This is a genomic window from Pseudomonas sp. IT-P218 (genome assembly GCF_949767605.1).
GTDB classification, from domain to species: domain Bacteria; phylum Pseudomonadota; class Gammaproteobacteria; order Pseudomonadales; family Pseudomonadaceae; genus Aquipseudomonas; species Aquipseudomonas putida_AE.
The window spans coordinates 169,736-188,366 of sequence record NZ_CATKQQ010000003.1; the positions used below are offsets into that span (position 1 = coordinate 169,736).

Sequence of the window (18,631 nt, forward strand, 5' to 3'; positions counted from 1 at the left end):
CGGTCGATGCTGATTACTTTGGGTCTGTTGTTGGTGCTGGTGTTCTGGCTGTCCCTGGCCCTCGGGCCGGTCAGCCTGCCGCTGGGCGATACTCTGCTGGCCGGGCTGCGCTTGCTCGGGATGCCGGTTGACGGTGGTGACACGCAACAGGCGGAGCTGATCCTCGGCCAGATCCGCCTGCCGCGCAGTCTGCTCGGCATCGCGGTGGGTTCGGTACTGGCACTGTCGGGTGTGGCGATGCAGGGGTTGTTCCGCAACCCGTTGGCGGATCCGGGTCTGGTCGGTGTATCCGGCGGTGCGGCACTGGGTGCAGCCGTCGCAATCGTCGGCGGCAGCATGCTCGGCGGACTGCCGCCGGCCATCGAACCCTACCTGTTGTCAGTGAGTGCCTTCGTCGGTGGCCTGATCGTCACGGCGGTGGTGTATCGCTTCGGCCGCAGCGATGGCCAGACCAACGTCGCCACCATGCTCCTGGCCGGCGTGGCGATGACGGCCATGGCCGGGGCCGGCGTCGGTCTGTTCACCTACCTGGCCGATGACGCCACGTTGCGCACCCTGACCTTCTGGAACCTGGGCAGCCTCAACGGCGCCAGCTACCCGCGCCTGTGGCCGTTGCTGATCGTGGCAGTGGGCGTGGCGTTGTGGTTGCCGCGGCGCGCGGCGGCGCTCAATGCGATGCTGCTGGGCGAATCCGAAGCCCGTCACCTGGGTTTCAATGTCGAGCGGATCAAGCTTGAACTGGTGTTGTGCACGGCGCTGGGCGTCGGTGCCGCGGTGGCGGCGGCAGGCCTGATCGGCTTTATCGGTCTGGTGGTGCCGCACCTGATGCGCCTGCTGGTTGGCCCGGATCATCGGGTGTTGTTGCCGGCGTCGTTGCTCGCCGGTGCCAGCCTGCTGTTGCTGGCCGACCTGGTCGCCCGCCTGTTGCTGGCACCGGCCGAGTTACCGATCGGCATCGTCACCGCACTCATCGGTGCACCCTTCTTCCTTTATCTGCTGGTACGGGGGCGTTCCTGATGCTGCGGGCCAACAATTTGCTGGTGCGGCGCGGTAGTCGCACTGTGCTGGCGGACATCGATATCGAGTTGCGTCCGGGTGAAGTCCTTGGCGTGCTGGGGCCCAACGGCGCCGGTAAAAGCACCCTGCTCGCCGCCTTGTGCGATGAGCTGCCGGCCAATGAAGGCACGGTCAGCCTCGACGAGCGTGCACTCGCCGACTGGCCGGGGCAGGAACGGGCCAGGCGCCTGGCGGTATTGCCGCAAAGTTCGAGCCTGAACTTCGCCTTCTCGGTCAATGAAGTGGTGGGCATGGGTCGTTTGCCCCATGCCAGCGGGCGTGTGCGCGATGCCGAAATCGTCGCCCAAGCCCTGAGTGCCGCCGACGCCTTGCACCTGGCGGGGCGCAGTTATCTGGCCTTGTCCGGTGGCGAACGCCAACGCGTGCACCTGGCGCGGGTGCTCGCGCAATTGTGGCCGGGTGCCGAGGGGCAGATCCTGCTGCTCGACGAGCCGACCTCGATGCTCGACCCCTTGCACCAGCACACTATTCTGCAGGCGGTGCGTGATTTCGCCGGGCGCGGTGCGGCGGTTCTGGTAATCCTGCACGACTTGAATCTGGCTGCACGGTATTGCGATCAGTTGCTGCTGTTGCATGAGGGACGTGCGCACGCCTACGGTCCACCGGATGAAGTACTGAACGCCGAAGCACTGCAGACGGTGTACGGGTTGCAAGTATTGATTCAGCGGCACCCGGAGCGCGGTCACCCGTTGATTATTGCGCGCTGATAGACGTCTACCGTCCAACAAGGAGATCCGATGCGCATCCTGCTGTTATGCCTGGTCAGCCTGCTGGCTGCCTGCCAATCCCATGACGTCACACCGCCACCGCCGGCGATCGCCTCGCAAGGGCGAGATCACGCCGATCTCGGGGTGATCCGCGAACTCGCCAGCGGGCGCACCCTCACCCCGCAAGAGCTGGTCGAGCGCCTGGCCGCTGCGCCGCGGGTGCTGGTCGGTGAACAACACGACAATCCCGACCACCATGCCTTGCAATTGTGGCTGCTGCGCGAACTGGCGGCGCAACGTCCGCAAGGCAGCCTGTTGCTGGAAATGCTCAACCCCGACCAACAGGCGAAAGTCGATGCCGCACAGGCCGACAGCCGTGCCGGTCAAGCGCCGGCCGACCCGTACCAGGCGCTGTCCTGGCAATCCAGTTGGGACTGGAGCGTTTACGGCGCACTGGTGACTTACGCCCTGCGTCAACCCTACCCGCTGCTGTCGGCCAACCTGGACCGGGCGCAGATCATGCAGATCTATAAACAGCGCCCGACGCTCAGCGGCGAAGCGTCCACCACCCGACAGGTGCAAGCGACATTACTGGACGACATCCGCGAGTCCCATTGCGGCTTGCTGCCCGAAGCGCAGATGCCGGCGATGCTCGCCGTGCAGCAGCAGCGTGACCGTCGCATGGCCGAGCGCCTGTTGGCGGCACCGACACCGGCCCTGTTGCTGGCCGGGGCGTTTCATGTGCGCAAGGACCTGGGCGTGCCGTTGCACCTGAAAGACCTCGGCGCGGGTGAAGGTAACGCGGTGCTGGTGCTGGCCGAGGTGGGCAAGACGGTCAGCGCCGATAGCGCGGATTACGTGTGGTACACCGCAGCGCAACCGGAACAGGACCACTGCGCGCAATTTCGTCGATAACACGCCCCCCTGTAGGAGCTGCCGAAGGCTGCGATCTTTTGATCTTGCCCTTGAAAGCAAATCAAAAGATCGCAGCCTGCGGCAGCTCCTACGGGATCGAGGTACATCCACCAGGATCAGGGTGTCTGGAAGGTCTGCAAGTAGGCCAGCAGATCATCGATTTTCTCCTGATCGCTGATCCCCCAGAAAATCATCCGCGTACCCGACACCACCGCCTTCGGATCCTCGATGTACGCGGCGAGTTTATCCCGGGTCCAGACGATCCCGGATGATTTCATGGCATCGGAGTATTGATAGTCCGTGGTGCTCCCGGCGGTGCGCCCGACAATACCGTTGAGCTGCGGACCAAAAAACGCCCGTGCGCCCTCACCGACCTGATGGCAGCCACCGCACACCCGCTTGAACAGTTTCCCGCCCGCTTCTGCGTCCCCTTGTGCGTGCGCCTGCATGCCGAACAGACCCAGGCTCAGGGCAAGGGTCATCATCGCTGTTTTGTTCATCAAGCCAGTACCCACGCAAAAATGGCCGCCATTTGATCATGATCCGGCTTCCTGCGAAATAAATGCCTGCCGTCCATCCCGCCAATGCATCGCGTTGTTATCCCCGCCTAGACTTGAAGGTCAGTCCATCTCCACCAGGCTCACGCACACCCAACAGACGGAGGCAAACATCATGAAAATTGTCGTGATCGGCGGAACCGGGTTGATCGGCACCCAGCTCTGCGAACGGCTGCGCGAGGATGGGCATGATGTCCTGCCCGCCTCGCCGAAATCGGGGGTCAACGCGGTGACCGGGGAAGGCTTGCAGGCTGCCCTGCAAGGCGCCGACGTGGTGGTCGACGTTGCCAACTCGCCCTCGTTCGAAGATGCCGCCGTGCTCGATTTCTTCGAAAAATCCGCGCGCAACCTCGCCGCCGCCGAGAAGGCCGCCGGGGTCAAGCACCACGTCGCACTCTCGGTGGTGGGCACCGAGCGGATGCTCGAAAGCGGTTACTTCCGCGCCAAGATGGCCCAGGAGGAATTGATCAAGAAAGCCGGCGTGCCCTATTCGATCCTGCGTGCCACGCAGTTTTTCGAGTTCATCGGCGCCATTGCTCAATCCGGTGCACAAGGCGACAGCATCCGCCTGACTTCCGCCGCCCTGCAACCGATCGCCTCGGCCGACGTGGCCTCGGCACTGGCCACGATTGCCGTGGCGGCGCCCACCAACAAGACCTCGGAAGTGGCAGGTCCAGACAAGCAGCCGCTGGTCTCGTTCGCCAAGACCTGGCTGCAACACAACAAGGATCAGCGGGAAGTGATTACCGACGACAACGCCGGCTACTTCGGCGCGATCATCAACGACCAGTCACTGACCCCGGGCGCCAATCCCATCGTCGGCAAGACTCACTTCGATCAATGGCTCAAGAGCGCCGGCGCCTGACAGTCAGCCCGCCCACTTCATCAGGAGCGTCCCATGCGAACCCACGTTCTCCTCGCCCTGCTTGCACTGTCCACCCTGCCGCCCCAGGTCCTGGCCGCCGACGCACCGCCCCCGGACGTCAAGGAGGTATCTGTCACCGCGCTTCCCGATTACCCCGGCAAGGAAGTGCTGATGCTCACCGTCGAGTACCCGCCGGGCGGTGCCGACCCGGTTCATCGGCACGACGCCCACGGCTTCATCTATGTGCTCGAAGGCTCGATCGTCATGGGGGTCAAGGGTGGCAAGGAAGTCACGCTGATGCCCGGGCAAAGCTTCCACGAAGGCCCCAATGACATCCACACCGTGGGCCGTAATGCGAGCAAGGACAAGCCGGCGAAATTCGTCGTCTTTCTGTTGAAGGACCAGGGCAAGCCGCCCGTCCTCCCGGTCGATTGACGGTCGCTGGTCATACTTGCGTATAAGGCGCCAAGAAGGCGCCACCGACCGCATCAAGGAAAGACAACTGGCCGCCGACGGGGCGGAGCGCCTCAAGCAGGATCAGGTCGCTGAAGGTGGCGCTGATCGTCTGAAGGAACGGCAACGGGCCGAGGGTGGTGCCGATCGTTTGAGAGAGCGGCAACTGGCATCGGACGGTTCCGACCGGCTGAAGCAAAACAGCGTTGCCGCGGGCGGTTACAACTCGATGCGCGGTACTCGGGTTGCAGAAGGCGGCTCTGACCGGTTACGGCAGAACCATTACGCAGATGGCAGCAATGGCTACGATGCCAGCTCCGACGTCATGCCCTATTTCTGTATGGAATGCCGCTGATCAAAAACCTGTAGGAGCCGGCTGCTGGCTCCTACAGGGTTTCACCTGAGTCAGTCCTTGAAATCGGTGGACAGCGCCAGCTCGTTCCACTCGGCCAGTTCCTGGGCGACAAAGCGGTTTTTCGCCTCTATGCGCGCGATGGTATCGCTGCCCAGCGCCAGCCGTTGCGGCGGTTTCGGCGCATTGACCAGAGCGAGCATGGCCTCGGCGAATTTCACCGGGTCACCCGGCTGGGCGTGGTTGGCGGCCTCGGCATGCTTGCGCATGGCGCCCACGGTGTCGTCGTAGTCCGACAGTTCCAGCGCGGTCTTCACCAACGACTGCTCGTCGAGGAAGTCGGTGCGGAAAAAGCCCGGTTCCACTACCGTGGCGTGGATGCCCAGCGGCGCCAGTTCCTGGTGCAGCGCCTCGCTGATGCCTTCCACCGCGAACTTGGTGGAACCGTAGACACCCCAGCCCATGTAGGCCTGGTAGCCGCCGATGGAGGAAATGTTGATGACATGCCCGCCGCGCTGGCGACGCATGTGCGGCAGCACCGCGCGGGTCACGTTGAGTACGCCGAAGACGTTGGTGGCGAACAGGCGCTCGGTCTCGCTCGCACTGGTTTCCTCCACCGCGCCCAGCACACCGAATCCGGCATTGTTGATCAGCACGTCGATTCGGCCGAAACGCTTGATGCCTTCTGCCACGGCCTGATGCGCTTCTGCTTCGCGGGTCACGTCCAGACGCACGGCCAGCAGGTTTGGATGATCGCCGAGTCTGGCGATGATTTCTTCGGGTTTACGGGCGGTGGCAATGACCGCGTCGCCGGCACGCAGAGCACGTTCTGCGATGAGAGTACCAAAACCACGGGAAGCCCCAGTAATGAACCAAGTACGCATTTCAACTCCTCCTGGCAGCGACCCGAACGTTATTGCCGGGCCTTCTTGATGAGTTGACGCAACTTTAAATCTGCATTACTGATGTGATAATCCCAGTAATTTTGCATGACTTTGTGAACGGTATTCACATATGAAGACCCCTTCGGCGGCAGATCTCTCGACCTTCCTGTGCGTGGCCAACCACCTGAACTTCAGCCGTGCGGCGGTGGAACTGGGGCTGACCCCTTCTGCGCTGAGCCATGCGGTGCGCACCCTGGAGAACCGGCTTGGCGTGCGGCTATTCAACCGCACCACCCGCAGCGTCGGCCTGACCGAGGCCGGCGAGCGTCTCTTTGCACGATTGAAACCGGCCTTTCGCGATATCGACGATGCCCTGGAAGACCTGAACAATTTTCGCGAAAAACCCTCGGGCAACCTGAGAATCACCGCGGGTCGCCAGGCCGCCGAATTGGTGCTGCTGCCAATGGCCGGCCGGTTCCTGGAAGCCTATCCGGACGTGAAACTGGAGATCGTGACAGACGACGCGCTGGTCGATGTGGTGGCTCAGGGCTTTGACGCCGGAGTGCGCTTCGGTATTCGGTTGGAGGCGGACATGGTCTCCCTGCCGATTGGCAGCACCCTGCGCTCCGTGGTCGTGGGCTCCGCGGAATTTTTCCGCAAGCATCCCGTTCCACAGAAACCCGAAGACCTGCATGGCCTGCCGTGCATCCGCCATCGCTTCCCCAGTGGCACCTTGTATCGCTGGGAGTTCGAACGTGGCGGGATCACCCAGGAAATCGAGGTGGACGGCCCGCTGACCCTGGGCGACGTGAGCCTGATGGTCGGCCCGGCGTTGCAGGGTGTCGGCATGGCTTACGTCTTCGAGGACATGGTCAAGACGCAGATCGCCGACGGCAGCCTGGTTCAGGTGCTGGGTGACTGGTGCCCCTACTACCCCGGCCTGCATCTGTACTACCCAAGCCGACGACATGTGCCCGCAGCGCTCAAGGCTTTCATCGAGTTTGCCCATACCGCACGGGGGAATGTGTTCTCTTGAGATCAGGTCGTCTGTCAGGCCGCCATCGCCGGCAGGCCAGCTCCCACAAAATCGCTCTGCGCCATGGCGTCCACCAGGCCTGTTGTCTACCATCGGCGGCGAGCACTTCATAAACCTAGTCAGCGAGAAAAAAGATGGTCACCTGCTACCTGAAATATGTGCTGGACCCGTACAAGCTCGACGCATTCGAACACTACGGCAAACTGTGGATTCCACTGGTGGAGAAATTTGGCGGCCAGCATCACGGCTACTTCCTGCCGTCCGAGGGTGCCAATAACATTGCTCTGGCGATGTTCACTTTCCCAAGCCTGGCGGCCTACGAAACCTATCGCCAAGAGTCGATGAACGACGCTGAATGTATCGCCGCCTTCAAGTACGCAGAAGAAACCCGCTGCATCCTCAGTTATGAACGCTCCTTCTTCCGGCCCGTGTTCGGTGAGCCGAAACAGTAAACCGCTTGATCGTAGTCAACGAAAATGTCGCCTGTCGGGCGGCATTTTTTATTTCTCGAACATGGGGTGTCACTGCGCAATAAAACGTCAGATGAATGGTCAGCCAATACAGGGCGAGTTGCCATTGGTAGGACTAACTTTATAAGTCCGCATTGCCAACCCGGCATTCTTACCGCGGTGACCTCCCATGGAAAACATCTCTGTCACCCGCATCACTGGAGCAGTTCTTGCCCTGACCATCGGATTGAGTACACCAACAGCACAGGCCGATGAGGCCTATGCCAAGACGCTGCTCAAGAAGATGTCCGACTATATGTCAGCGCAAAAAAATATATCGTTCAACTACGACACCATCCTTGAAGTGGTCACCAAAGATAAGCAACGACTGGCACTGGCAGGTTCCGGCACAGTCGCTCTCACCCGGCCTGACAAGTTGCGCAGTACCCGCGCCAGTGGTTTTGCCGACCTGGAGATGGTGTTTGATGGCAAGACCCTGACCCTGTTGGGCAAAGGCAAGAACATCTACACCCAGGTCGAAGTCCCGGGCACGCTGGATCATCTGCTCGATACGCTACGGGATAAATACAACCGGCCGCTTCCCGGCGCAGACCTGTTCATGTCCAATCCCCAGGATCAATTGATGGCCGGCGTGACCGACATCAAGGATCTGGGCAGTGGCGTTATCGGCGGTACCGAATGCGATCACCTGGCTTTCAGGAAGAAAGAAGTTGATTGGCAGATCTGGATCGCCCAGGGCGACAATCCCTACCCTTGCCGTTATTCCATCACTTCAAAAACCATTGCCGGCAGTCCGCAGTACAGCATTCAGCTCAGCGACTTCAAAAGTGGCGATGCCGCACCGGCTGATGATTTCGCTTTCAACAATTCGACCAATGCCCAGAAAATCGAACTGAAAGACCTGCCCAACGCCGAGGACCTGCCCAGCAACTTTGTGCGAGGAAAAACCAAATGAACCTCTTGATCAAATCCTGCGGCTTCCTGCTGATGGGATTGGTAGCGGTGTGCGCGCTGGAGCTTGGAGAAACCTTGTCGATCCCCGGCGTGCACAGTGTTATTCCTCAAGCCGAGGCGGTGGTCGGGCGTCCACTGACGCCGGTCAGTGTTGCCGGCGTCGCGAGGCGATCGGCGCGGCGCGATTGACAGCTTGAAAAACGATCAACGCTGCAAGTCCAGGCAGTAGGTGTAGTAGCCCGGATCGCGCACGTAACCCAGGGACTCATACAGACGCTGGGCACTGAAGTTGTCGGTGGCGGTTTCCAGGGTCATGCCCTTGGCGCCCATCAACCGGGCAAAGTCGCGGGCGGTGTTCATCAGCAGCGTGCCAACCCCTTTGCCCCGCGCGGCGGGCGTGGTGAACAGGTCGCCGAGCAGCCAGGTGCGGTGTGCGTCGATGGAGGAAAAGGTCGGGAACATCTGCACGAAACCCAGGGTTTCGCCGTCGGTATCCTCGGCGAGAAAGATCACCGACTCATCGCGGGCGATGCGTTCGGCGATGAAGTTGCGCGACTGTGGCAGGTTCGACGGCTGGCCGTAGAAGCCGCGATAGGCGTCGAACAAGGGGGCGATTTTTTCGATGTGCGAGGCGTCAGCGCGCAGGGCCAGGATAGGCATGAGGGTGCTCCATTGCGGTCTCAAGGATCTACAGCCTAGCAACCACAACGAAAAAATTCCTGAAAGCACCGCGCCTCCTGTGGGAGCCAGCCTGCTGGCGATAGCGGACTGTCAGTCAACATCACTGTTGAACCTGAAGGCCTCATCGCCAGCAGGCTGGCTCCCACAATGGATCGCGGAAAGCAGTTAGACCCGCACGTTACGCCCTGGCAATGTCGTGCGCTGGCTGTTTTCCCAGTTCTCCACCAGCCCCACCGGCACATCCGCCGCTGGCAACATATTCACCCCACGCACCAGGTCCGAAGCCCGCTCGGCAAGCATGATCGTCGGCGCATTGAGGTTGCCGTTCGGCTCGGTCGGGAACACCGAGGAGTCGATCACCCGCAACCCCTGGATGCCATGCACCCGCAGCTCGGAATCCACCACCGCCATGTCGTCCTCGCCCATGCGGCACGAGCCACACGGATGGTAAGTGCTTTCGAGGTTGTCACGGACAAAGGCATCGAGGTCTTCGTCACTGGTCACCAGCGCGCCGGGGGCGATTTCGCTGTCGCGGAAACGGTCCATGGCTTTCTGGCCGATGATCTCGCGGGTCAGGCGGATGCAGCGGCGGAAGCCTTCGCGGTCCTCTTCGCGCTCCAGGTAGTTGAAGCGGATTTCCGGATGCTCGTAAGGGTCGGCCGAACGCACCCGCACATAACCCCGGCTTTTCGGTTTGTTGGGACCGGTGAGCACCATGAAACCGTGGCCCTTGATCGGCTTGTTGCCGTCGTAGCGCATCGCTGCCGGCAGGAAGTGGAACTGGATGTCCGGCCAGCGCAGGCCCTTCTCGGAGCGGATGAAACCACCGGCCTCGAAGTGGTTGGTGGCCCCCAGGCCGTCCTTGAACAGCAGCCAGCGCAGGCCGATCATCAGTTTGCTCAGCGGGTCCATCTTGCTGTTGAGGGTCACCGGTTCCTTGCAGCCGAACTGGATGTACACCTCGGCGTGGTCCTGCAGGTTCTCCCCTACCCCCGGCAGGTCATGGCGCACGCCGATCCCGGCCTTGCGCAGGACCGCGGCCGGGCCAATGCCCGAGCGTTGCAGCAGGTGCGGCGAACCGATCGGCCCGGACGCGATCAGCACTTCGCGGTTGCAATACACCTGGTGGGTCTGGCCACCGTGGTCATACATGACCCCCACCGCACGCTTGCCTTCGAGAATGACCTGGCGGGTCATCGCATGGGTGATCACCGTCAGGTTCGGACGGCCCATGGCCGGGCGCAAATAGGCGTTGGCGGTGGAACAGCGCACGCCGTTCTTCACGGTCATGTGCATCGCGCCGAAACCTTCCTGCATGTAGCCGTTGCAGTCTTCGGTCTTGATGTAGCCCGCCTCGGCACCGGCTTCGACCCAGGCCCCGTACAACGGGTTCTTCATGTTGTTGCCGTTGGTGGTGTGCAGCGGCCCAGTTTGCCCGCGATAGCTGTCGCCGCCGGACTCGTAGCTTTCGGCACGCTTGAAGTACGGCAGGCAATGCTTGTAGCCCCAGCCCTGGGCGCCAAGGGATTCCCATTCGTCGAAATCCAGGGCGTGGCCGCGGATGTACACCAGGCCGTTGATCGACGACGAGCCACCCAGCACCTTGCCCCGTGGGCAGTGGATGCGCCGGCCGTTGAGGTAGGTTTCCGGCTCGGTTTCGTAGCGCCAGTTGTACTTTTTGGTGTTCATCGGGATCGAGAATGCGCTGGGCATCTGGATCACTACGCTCTTGTCACTGCCGCCGAACTCCAGGACCAGCACCGAGGTGGCCGGGTCTTCGCTCAGGCGGTTGGCCAACACACAACCTGCCGAGCCTGCGCCAATGATGATGTAGTCGTATTTTTGTGTAGACATTCTTTGCGTGGTCATAGCTATCTCCCGACCGTCGATTCAGTGAATACCGGTTGTGGTGACTGTTTGTGGGTCAGCGTGTCGCCGGTGGTGTATTGCGGGGAGGTCTTCTCGATCTGTTGGATCACCGCTTCTTCGCGCTTGAGGTCGATCGAGCGGCTCAGCCAGTAGTACGCCAGGCCCGAGACGATCAGCCCCACCAGCCAGGCGATGTCGATGCTGCCCAGCGCCTTGGCCAGCGGGCCGACATAGACTTCGCGCTGCTCGACGCCGTCGTAGATGTAGAAGAACGGAATCATCGAGAGGAAGCCGATGGCATAGGCGGCGATACCGCGCAGGCCCCAGCTGCCGTAGATGTTGCCGTGGGGCATGAAGAAGTGCGGGATGGCGTAGCGGCCCTTGCGCACGAAGAAGTAGTCGGTGAGGTTGACCGAGGTCCAGGGCACCAGGAAGTACAGCATCACCACCAGGTAGATGCCGAGCACCGACAGGCCTTTGCCGGAACTCTGGATGCTCAGGGCCACGCCCAGTTGCAACAGGATCACGAAGGCGATGGCGAGGATCCGCGCCTTGCGGGTTGGTTCGATGTGCTTGATCGAATCGACACAGGTCAGGGTGGTCAGCTTGGCGCTGTAGATGTTCATCGCGATCACCGGCAGGAACGCCAGGATGGTCACTACCACCACCGCGGTGCCGATCAGCGGCGACACGGTGTTGCCGACTTGACCCAGGGCCACCAGCACGTCGGTTGAGTGCAGGTGATCGGCCAGCCAGCCACCGACGGAAATCATCCACGCACCGGACAGCGAAGCACCGAGGAACACCACGGCGATCAACTTGCCGCTGGAGGTGTTCTTCGGCAGGTAGCGCGAGTAGTCCGATACGTACGGGGCATAGGCGATGTTGTAGCTCGCCGCCGCCGCGAACTGGGCGATGAAACCGGTCCAGTTGAAACCCAGCGGCGCCGGGGCCACTTCGCCTTCGGCCAGTGCCGGCAAGACCGCATCCGGCACCCAGCCCATCACCACCGCCAGGGTCACCAGGCCGTACAGCGGCAGCGACAGGTACAACGCCCATTTGAAGCTGCGGTGCATCCAGTCATGGCCGAGGATGGCCAACACCGCCGCCGGAATGGTCACCGCCACCGCGATCACTGCGGGGTTGAAACCGAACAGCGTGTGCAGGCCCTGCATCATCAGGACCAGGTTGACGATGTTGAACCCGGCGAACACGAACAGCGTCGCCAGCAGCACGAGGATCACGCCGCGGTAACCGAACTGCGCACGGGACTGGATCATCTGCGGCAAGCCCAGGTGCGGGCCTTGGGATCCGTGAAACGCCATGAACAGCGTGCCGAACATGATGCCCAGGGTGCCGGCGAGCGTGGTCCACAGCGCGGTCAGGCCGACGCTCGGGCCGACGAAGCCGATGGTCATGGTGAAGAAGGTGAAGTTGCCGAGAAACCAGAACGGGCCCTGGCTCGACAGTTTGTCGGTGCGTTCGTCCTCGGGGATGAAGTCAATCGAATGCCCCTCGACGACGGACTTGTCATCGAGGGAGGACACACTCGTGGCGGACTTGGCGTTTGTGTTCATGATGGACTCTTATTGTTGGAAGATCATGACGAGATAACCGCATTCTTCGGGTGAACGACGCCCGGGGGGCCTCCATGCCGTTCCTGATGTTCAAACGTGTAAATGACGAAAAACCTGTAGGAGCGAGCTTGCTCGCGAAAGCGTTGGGTCAGGCAACATATTTGTCGAATGTGCCGGCCTGTTCGCGAGCAAGCTCGCTCCTACAAAGGGCAGGCGTCAGGCTGGCAGCGTGATCCACACCGCCTTGGTTTCGAGCAGGTAGTCGAGCTGCTCCGCGCCCAGGTCCTTGCCGAAGCCGGACTGCTTGTAGCCACCGAACGGCATCGACGGGTCCAGGGTGCCGTGGGCGTTGACGTAGACCGAGCCGGCCTTGAGGCGTGGAATCAGGCTGTGCACCTTGCCCAGGTCGTTGGAGTACAGGGCCGCCGCCAAGCCGTAGACCGAGTCATTGGCCAGGGCCAGCGCCTCTTCCTCATCGTCGAAGGGTGCGGTGACCAGCACCGGACCAAAGATCTCTTCCTGGACGATGCGCATGTCGTTGCGGCAATTGGCGAAGATGGTCGGCTCGACGAAGAAGCCAGGGCCATCCACCGGTTGGCCGCCGTAGACCAGTTCGGCGCCTTCGGCCTTGCCGGTCTCGATGTACTCGGTCACGCGCTGCTTTTGCAGGGCCGAGACCAGTGGGCCGATGAAGCAGTCCGGGTCCAGGCCCGGGGCCATTTTCAGGGTGCGCGTATAGGCGATCAGCTCACCCAGGAATTGCTCGTAGACACTGCTATGAATATAGGCCCGCGTGCCGGCGTCGCATACCTGCCCGGAGTTGAAAAACACCCCGTTGGCAACCGCTTGTGCCGCCGCCGGAATGTCGGCATCGGCAAACACGATGACCGGTGACTTTCCGCCCAGTTCCAGGGTCAGGCGCTTCATGTCGTCCAGCGCCGAGCGGCCAACGGTAAGGCCGACCGGGGTCGAACCGGTGAAGGTCAATTTGTCGATGCCGGGATGGGTGGTCATGGCCGCACCGACCACGCTGCCACGCCCGGTGACGATGTTGATTACGCCGTCCGGAATGCCCGCTTCCTGCACCAGTTCAGCGAAACGCAAAGCCGAAAGCGAGGTCAGCTCAGCGGGTTTGACCACCACGGTGCAACCGGTGGCCAGCGCCGCGCCGAGTTTCCAGGCCATGGTTTGCAGCGGGAAGTTCCACGGCACGATGGCACCGACCACGCCCACCGCTTCCTTGCGGGTATAGGCCAGGTAATTGCCCGGCAGCGAAGGCTCGACGGTACGGCCGTGGAGCTTGGTGGCCCAACCGGCGAAGTAACGCAAGGTATCGACGGTGCCCTGGATGTCGACGTCCTTGGCGAAGGCGACCGACTTGCCCATGTCGATCGATTCGATCTGCGCGAGTTCGGCGGCGTTCTGTTCGATCAGGTCCGCCAGGCGCTGGATCAGGCGTTCCCGTTGCGCCGGTTTGGCCTGGCTCCATTCGCCACCGTCGAACTGCGCACGGGCGGCTAACACCGCGCGGTCCAGGTCAGCGGTGGTGCCCATGGGAATGCGGGTGATCAGGCCTTCGGTCGAGGGCTCGATCACATCGGAAGTCTGGCCGTCGCTGGCTTCGACCCAGGCGCCGCCGATGAACATCTTCTGCACTTTGCTGAGGAAGGTCTGGGTGGCTTCGCTCACGCCGAACTTCTGCAGGTAACTCTTGACGATCGTGTCCATTTTTATTCTCTCTGCCCGGCAGTCAGGCACTGCCGGGGTATGGGTTTCGATGTTCAGGCCTGCTCTTAAGCCAGTGTCGCTTCGCTCTCGGCGGCCGCCCGTACCTTGCCGCGCTCGTGGAAGATGAAACCGATGCTGTTGAGCAGCAGTTGCGCGGCGAGGATCGAGGTCATGCCGGTCGGGTCGTACACCGGTGCAACCTCCACCAGGTCCATGCCGACGATGCTGCCTTTGCTGCGCTTGGCCAGGGCCTGGATGATTTCCAGCACTTCGTAGTAGAGGAAGCCGCCGTGGCTCGGAGTGCCGGTGCCCGGGGCGATGGACGGGTCGAAACCGTCGATGTCGATAGTGATGTAGTAGTTGATGTTTTCCGGGATCAGCGCCAGTACGCCGTCGACGCCGAGGCGACGCACATCGCGCACCGAGAGGATCTTCGAGCCCGCTTCGTGGGCCGCTTCGTAGTCGTCGCGGTTGGACGATGAGACGTTGCGGATGCCCATCTGCGTCATGCCGACGATGTGGTTCATTTCCGAGGCGCGGCGCAGCGGGTTGCCGTGGCCGTAACGCACACCGTGGCGTTCGTCGACGAAGTCCAGGTGCGCGTCGAAGTGGATGATGTGGATCGGGCCACGGCCTTCGAAGGCCTTGATCACTGGCGCATGTACCGAGTGATCGCCGCCGAGCACCACCGGCATCACACCGGCATCGAGGATCTTGCGCACGGCGTATTCGGTGTTCTTGTTACTGGTGGCCATGTCGGTGTGGACGATGTCGGCATCACCGACGTCGACCATGCGCACGTCCGAGGCGGTGAGGTACATCACGTCATCTTCGTGATCGTAGGCGCCGGCGTGGCCGAAGGAAAACAGCGTCGATGCTTCACGGATCCCGCGTGGTCCGAAGCGTGCACCGGAGCGCCACTGGGTGCCCATGTCGTTGGGCACGCCAAGCACCGCGACGTCGGCATCCAGGGCATCCCAATCGGTGCACACCGGGGATTTGCCAAAGGTGCAATGACCCACGAATGGCAGGTTCAGACGACCGGATTCATAACCGTTGTTCGACATTTCTAGCCTCTCCACTTCTTGTTATCGGCTTGGCGGAACTGCAAGGCGACCGCCGTTGGAGTGACTATGGGCGCAGGTTTTCGTGGAAAAAATGCTAAACATCAGATACTCATATCGGCATTACCGATGCATCCACAGGCCGGAGGTCAACGTGATTCAACTGCACGATGTCGATCTGAAGTTGCTCAGGGTGTTTGCCACGATTGTCCGCTGCGGCGGTTTCTCCGCCGCACAGGCGGCGCTGAATGCCGGGCAGTCGACGATCAGCGAACAGATGACCCATCTGGAAACCCGCCTTGGGGTCAAGCTGTGCCAGCGCGGGCGCAGCGGTTTCCGCCTGACCGAGCAAGGGGTGGCGATCCATGAGGCGACCCAGCGCCTGCTGTCGGCGGTGGAAAATTTCTGCATGGACGCCGACGTGCTCAAGCAGCACATCAGCGGCAAGCTCAATCTGGGGATCATCGACACCACCATCACCGACCCGGACTCGCCCATTCCGCGCACCACCCAGCGCTTCGTGTCGCGCGGGCATGACGTGCACCTGAACGTGTACGTCGGCACCCCCGCCGAGCTGGAAGAACGGGTGCTCGACGGACGCCTGCACCTGGCCATCGGGCACTTTCCGATCCATGTGCCGGGCCTGCTGCAATCGCCGCTGTACCAGGAAGCGCTGGGCTTGTATTGCGGGCGCCGGCATCCGCTGTATGGCAGCCAGGCTGAGGGTGAGGAACTGCTCGAAGAAGTCGCGGCCGGGCGGATCGTCGTGCGCGGCTACATGCAGCAATACGACCTCGAACACCTGGGCGTGAGCAAGGCGGCCGCCACCGTGGACAACATCGAAGCCACCGCGATCCTGATCATTTCCGGCGCCTACCTGGGTTTCCTGCCGGAGCACTTCGCCGCGCAATGGGTCAAGAGCGGGGAGATGCACCAGTTGGCCCCGGGAAGCCTGCGCTTGCGATCACCGTTCGACGTGATCACCCGGCGCGGCGTGGCACCGCCGCCGATCCTGCAGGCGTTCCTCGAGGACCTGGCGGCCAGTGCGCGTAAAACCGGCAACCCGTGACATCACGCTCGCCAAATTCCAAGAGCCCCCGGCATACTGATTTTCGTTTGCCAATTTTGCAGGTCCGTCATGCGCATCCACGTCACCTTCATCGACCGCGTCGGCATCACCCAGGAAGTGCTGGCCCTGCTCGGCGGGCGCAGCTTCAATCTGGACGCCGTGGAGATGGTGCCGCCGAACGTCTACATCGATGCCCCGACCCTCGGCACCGAAGTGCTGGAAGAGTTGCGCGAGGCCCTGTTCGGCGTGCGCGGCGTGCAGGCGGTGACCATGGTCGACATCCTTCCGGGGCAACGTCGGCGCCTGCAACTGGATGCCCTGCTCGCCGCCAGTTCCGACCCGGTGTTGGCGGTGGACGATCGCGGTCACGTGCTGCTGGCCAATCCGGCATTGATCGCCCTGTGCGGTCGCGAACCGGCCGGTGAATCCCTGAGCGCACTGTTCGACGACGCCGATCTGCAACGCACCTTGATCGCCCACCACTTCCGCCTGCCCATGCACGAGGTCAGCCTCGGCGGCCACACCTTGCTGCTCGATGCCATGCCGATCACCGACGCCGGCGCCCTGCTCACCCTGTACCAACCCAACCGCATCGGCGAGCGCCTGTCGGCGCTGCACCATGATCACGCCGAAGGTTTCGATGCGCTGCTCGGTGAATCACCGCCGATCCGCTCGCTCAAGGCCCGCGCGCAACGGGTGGCGGCCCTCGATGCGCCGCTGTTGATCCAGGGCGAAACCGGCACCGGCAAGGAACTGGTGGCCCGCGCCTGTCATGCCATCAGCGGTCGGCGGGACGCGCCCTTCCTGGCCCTGAACTGCGCGGCGCTGCCCGAGAGCCTGGCCGAAAGCGAGCTGTTCGGCTACGCCCCCGGCGCGTTCACCGGCGCGCAACGGGGCGGCAAGCTCGGGCTGCTGGAACTGGCCGACCAGGGCACGGTGTTTCTCGACGAAGTCGGCGAGATGTCGCCGTATCTGCAAGCCAAGTTGCTGCGCTTCTTGAGCGATGGCTGCTTCCGTCGGGTCGGTGGCGATCGTGAGGTCAAGGTCAACGTGCGGATCCTCAGCGCGACCCACCGCGACCTGGAAAAGATGGTCAGCGAGGGGCACTTTCGCGAAGACCTGTTCTACCGCCTCAACGTGCTCAACCTGCAAGTACCGCCGCTGCGCGAACGGGGCCACGACATCCTGTTGATGGCCCAGCACTTCATGCAACAAGCCTGCGCACAGATCCAGCGCCCGGTCTGCCGCCTGGCGCCCAGCACCTTTCCCGCCCTGCTCGGCAACCGCTGGCCGGGGAACGTACGGCAACTGCAAAACGTGATCTTTCGCGCGGCGGCGATTTGTGAGAATCCGTTGGTGGATATTGATGATCTGGACATTGCCAGGACGGCGGTGGAGCGGCAGAACGATGGCGAGGTGGGTAGCCTCGAGGATGCGGTCGAAGGGTTTGAAAAGAATCTTCTGGAAAAACTGTATCGCAGCTATCCGTCCAGCCGCTTGCTCGCGGCGCGCCTGCAAACCTCCCATAGCGCGATCGCCATTCGGCTACGCAAATACGGAATTCCCAACAAACCTTAATCTCATTGCCGCCCCCTGTGGGAGCCAGCCTGCTGGCGATGGGGCCATGTCAGTCGATATCTTTGCTGCCTGTCACACCGCATCGCCAGCAGGCTGGCTCCCACAGGGGATGGGTGTGTATTGGCCATTTTGTGTGCAAATCGATACAGCGTATCGAAATCAAGACAATACCCTCTCAACCTGTCTGGCCCGGGCTTTGGCCCCTTCCCCTCGCCTGCCTGTATTGATTTCAATACGCCAGCCGCCCCCGAAACAGCCTCATAAGGTACTAAGCCATTGATTTAAAACAACAACTCAACCTTGGCACCGCCCTTGCTATCTCTCCTCCAGCCAAGCTCCAACGCGAGCCTGCCCATCGCCCTCCGCCACCTGCAGCGGATGAGTCTGAACAATGAGGAGTTGATATGAGCGAATTGCGTTTTACCGTCGATCACGAATGGCTGCGCACCGAAACTGACGGCACTGTCACCGTTGGCATCACGGCGTTTGCCCAGCAGGCCTTGGGGGATGTGGTGTTCGTTCAGGTGCCCGAACTGGGCAGCTTTGATGCCGGTGCCGAAGTGTCGGTGCTGGAATCGGTGAAAGCCGCCAGCAGCATCGGCATGCCGCTGGACGGCGAGGTGCTGGAAGTGAATTCGGAATTGGACAGCACCCCGGAGCTGGTCAACGAAGATCCGCTGGGCCAGGGCTGGTTCTTCCGCTTCCAGCCCGCTGACGCTAACGCTGTAGGCCAACTGCTGGACCAGGCTGCCTACGAGCGCCTGATCCAAGACCAGACCGACGCGTGAGGACACC

General features: G+C 62.1%; 20 protein-coding genes. 13 read left to right on the forward strand and 7 right to left on the reverse strand.

Annotation, left to right across the window (positions count from 1 at the left end; translation table 11 throughout):
• Window positions 1–33: 33 nt before the first annotated feature.
• The 3 genes from ACM6I6_RS02765 to ACM6I6_RS02775 are packed head-to-tail and all read left to right on the forward strand — an operon-like array spanning window position 34 to window position 2,699.
• Window positions 34–1,017 carry an iron ABC transporter permease gene (locus ACM6I6_RS02765; protein ID WP_323627760.1) on the forward strand — a complete coding sequence of 328 codons (984 nt, stop codon included), beginning with the start codon at window positions 34–36 and terminating at the stop codon, window positions 1,015–1,017.
• The gene (locus tag ACM6I6_RS02770) at window positions 1,017–1,784 is read left to right on the forward strand and encodes a heme ABC transporter ATP-binding protein (RefSeq protein ID WP_274076594.1); all 768 of its coding nucleotides are present in this window, start codon (window positions 1,017–1,019) and stop codon (window positions 1,782–1,784) included. The genes ACM6I6_RS02765 and ACM6I6_RS02770 overlap by 1 nt, the downstream gene beginning before the upstream one ends.
• A 30-nt stretch (window positions 1,785–1,814) precedes the next feature.
• On the forward strand, window positions 1,815–2,699 hold the full coding sequence (locus tag ACM6I6_RS02775; RefSeq protein WP_414919352.1) for a ChaN family lipoprotein: 885 nt from the start codon (window positions 1,815–1,817) through the stop codon (window positions 2,697–2,699).
• Between the two features lie 116 nt (window positions 2,700–2,815).
• Here ACM6I6_RS02775 and ACM6I6_RS02780 read toward each other — a convergent pair whose 3' ends face one another.
• Window positions 2,816–3,199: a c-type cytochrome gene (locus ACM6I6_RS02780; protein WP_414919353.1), complete on the reverse strand. Its 384-nt coding sequence runs from the start codon at window positions 3,197–3,199 to the stop codon at window positions 2,816–2,818.
• Window positions 3,200–3,371: 172 nt separating this feature from the next.
• Here ACM6I6_RS02780 and ACM6I6_RS02785 point away from each other — a divergent pair, with 172 nt between their 5' ends.
• The 3 genes from ACM6I6_RS02785 to ACM6I6_RS02795 are packed head-to-tail and all read left to right on the forward strand — an operon-like array spanning window position 3,372 to window position 4,929.
• Window positions 3,372–4,121 (forward strand): SDR family oxidoreductase, encoded by a 750-nt coding sequence (locus ACM6I6_RS02785; RefSeq protein ID WP_274076591.1) that lies wholly within the window; start codon window positions 3,372–3,374, stop codon window positions 4,119–4,121.
• Between the two features lie 33 nt (window positions 4,122–4,154).
• Window positions 4,155–4,556 carry a cupin domain-containing protein gene (locus tag ACM6I6_RS02790; protein ID WP_274076590.1) on the forward strand — a complete coding sequence of 134 codons (402 nt, stop codon included), beginning with the start codon at window positions 4,155–4,157 and terminating at the stop codon, window positions 4,554–4,556.
• A 16-nt stretch (window positions 4,557–4,572) separates the two neighbouring features.
• On the forward strand, window positions 4,573–4,929 hold the full coding sequence (locus ACM6I6_RS02795) for a hypothetical protein (protein ID WP_414919354.1): 357 nt from the start codon (window positions 4,573–4,575) through the stop codon (window positions 4,927–4,929).
• A 50-nt stretch (window positions 4,930–4,979) separates the two neighbouring features.
• On the opposite strand, the gene ACM6I6_RS02800 is transcribed toward ACM6I6_RS02795, so the two are convergent.
• Window positions 4,980–5,810, reverse strand: coding sequence for an oxidoreductase (locus ACM6I6_RS02800; RefSeq protein ID WP_323609260.1), 831 nt, complete (start codon window positions 5,808–5,810; stop codon window positions 4,980–4,982).
• Between the two features lie 130 nt (window positions 5,811–5,940).
• On the opposite strand from ACM6I6_RS02800, the gene ACM6I6_RS02805 reads away from it, so the two are divergent.
• The 4 genes from ACM6I6_RS02805 (at window position 5,941) to ACM6I6_RS02820 (ending at window position 8,459) form a co-directional block, all read left to right on the forward strand.
• Window positions 5,941–6,846 (forward strand): LysR family transcriptional regulator, encoded by a 906-nt coding sequence (locus ACM6I6_RS02805; RefSeq protein ID WP_414919355.1) that lies wholly within the window; start codon window positions 5,941–5,943, stop codon window positions 6,844–6,846.
• Between the two features lie 134 nt (window positions 6,847–6,980).
• A complete protein-coding gene (locus tag ACM6I6_RS02810) occupies window positions 6,981–7,298 on the forward strand; it encodes an NIPSNAP family protein (RefSeq protein WP_274076586.1) in 318 nt (105 codons plus the stop codon).
• A 187-nt stretch (window positions 7,299–7,485) separates the two neighbouring features.
• Window positions 7,486–8,271 carry a DUF2092 domain-containing protein gene (locus ACM6I6_RS02815; RefSeq protein WP_414919356.1) on the forward strand — a complete coding sequence of 262 codons (786 nt, stop codon included), beginning with the start codon at window positions 7,486–7,488 and terminating at the stop codon, window positions 8,269–8,271.
• Window positions 8,268–8,459 (forward strand): hypothetical protein, encoded by a 192-nt coding sequence (locus tag ACM6I6_RS02820; protein ID WP_274076584.1) that lies wholly within the window; start codon window positions 8,268–8,270, stop codon window positions 8,457–8,459. The genes ACM6I6_RS02815 and ACM6I6_RS02820 overlap by 4 nt, the downstream gene beginning before the upstream one ends.
• Before the next feature lie 15 nt (window positions 8,460–8,474).
• Here ACM6I6_RS02820 and ACM6I6_RS02825 read toward each other — a convergent pair whose 3' ends face one another.
• The 5 genes from ACM6I6_RS02825 to speB form a co-directional block, all read right to left on the reverse strand.
• A complete protein-coding gene (locus tag ACM6I6_RS02825) occupies window positions 8,475–8,930 on the reverse strand; it encodes a GNAT family N-acetyltransferase (protein WP_323609257.1) in 456 nt (151 codons plus the stop codon).
• A 186-nt stretch (window positions 8,931–9,116) separates the two neighbouring features.
• Window positions 9,117–10,805, reverse strand: coding sequence for a choline dehydrogenase (gene betA / locus ACM6I6_RS02830; RefSeq protein ID WP_414919371.1), 1,689 nt, complete (start codon window positions 10,803–10,805; stop codon window positions 9,117–9,119).
• A 17-nt stretch (window positions 10,806–10,822) separates the two neighbouring features.
• Entirely contained in the window at window positions 10,823–12,397 is a 1,575-nt protein-coding gene (locus tag ACM6I6_RS02835) for a purine-cytosine permease family protein (protein ID WP_323609256.1), read from the reverse strand.
• A gap of 216 nt (window positions 12,398–12,613) precedes the next feature.
• Window positions 12,614–14,125 (reverse strand): aldehyde dehydrogenase family protein, encoded by a 1,512-nt coding sequence (locus tag ACM6I6_RS02840; protein ID WP_274076581.1) that lies wholly within the window; start codon window positions 14,123–14,125, stop codon window positions 12,614–12,616.
• 65 nt (window positions 14,126–14,190) lie between these two features.
• On the reverse strand, window positions 14,191–15,192 hold the full coding sequence (speB, locus tag ACM6I6_RS02845; RefSeq protein WP_323609254.1) for an agmatinase: 1,002 nt from the start codon (window positions 15,190–15,192) through the stop codon (window positions 14,191–14,193).
• 151 nt (window positions 15,193–15,343) lie between these two features.
• Here speB and ACM6I6_RS02850 point away from each other — a divergent pair, with 151 nt between their 5' ends.
• The 3 genes from ACM6I6_RS02850 to gcvH all read left to right on the forward strand — a co-directional run bounded on the left by ACM6I6_RS02850 (window position 15,344) and on the right by gcvH (window position 18,624).
• On the forward strand, window positions 15,344–16,258 hold the full coding sequence (locus tag ACM6I6_RS02850; protein WP_274076579.1) for a LysR family transcriptional regulator: 915 nt from the start codon (window positions 15,344–15,346) through the stop codon (window positions 16,256–16,258).
• Window positions 16,259–16,327: 69 nt separating this feature from the next.
• A complete protein-coding gene (locus ACM6I6_RS02855) occupies window positions 16,328–17,836 on the forward strand; it encodes a sigma-54-dependent transcriptional regulator (protein ID WP_414919357.1) in 1,509 nt (502 codons plus the stop codon).
• A 404-nt stretch (window positions 17,837–18,240) separates the two neighbouring features.
• The gene (gene gcvH / locus ACM6I6_RS02860) at window positions 18,241–18,624 is read left to right on the forward strand and encodes a glycine cleavage system protein GcvH (protein WP_323609252.1); all 384 of its coding nucleotides are present in this window, start codon (window positions 18,241–18,243) and stop codon (window positions 18,622–18,624) included.
• The last annotated feature ends 7 nt before the right edge of the window (window positions 18,625–18,631 follow it).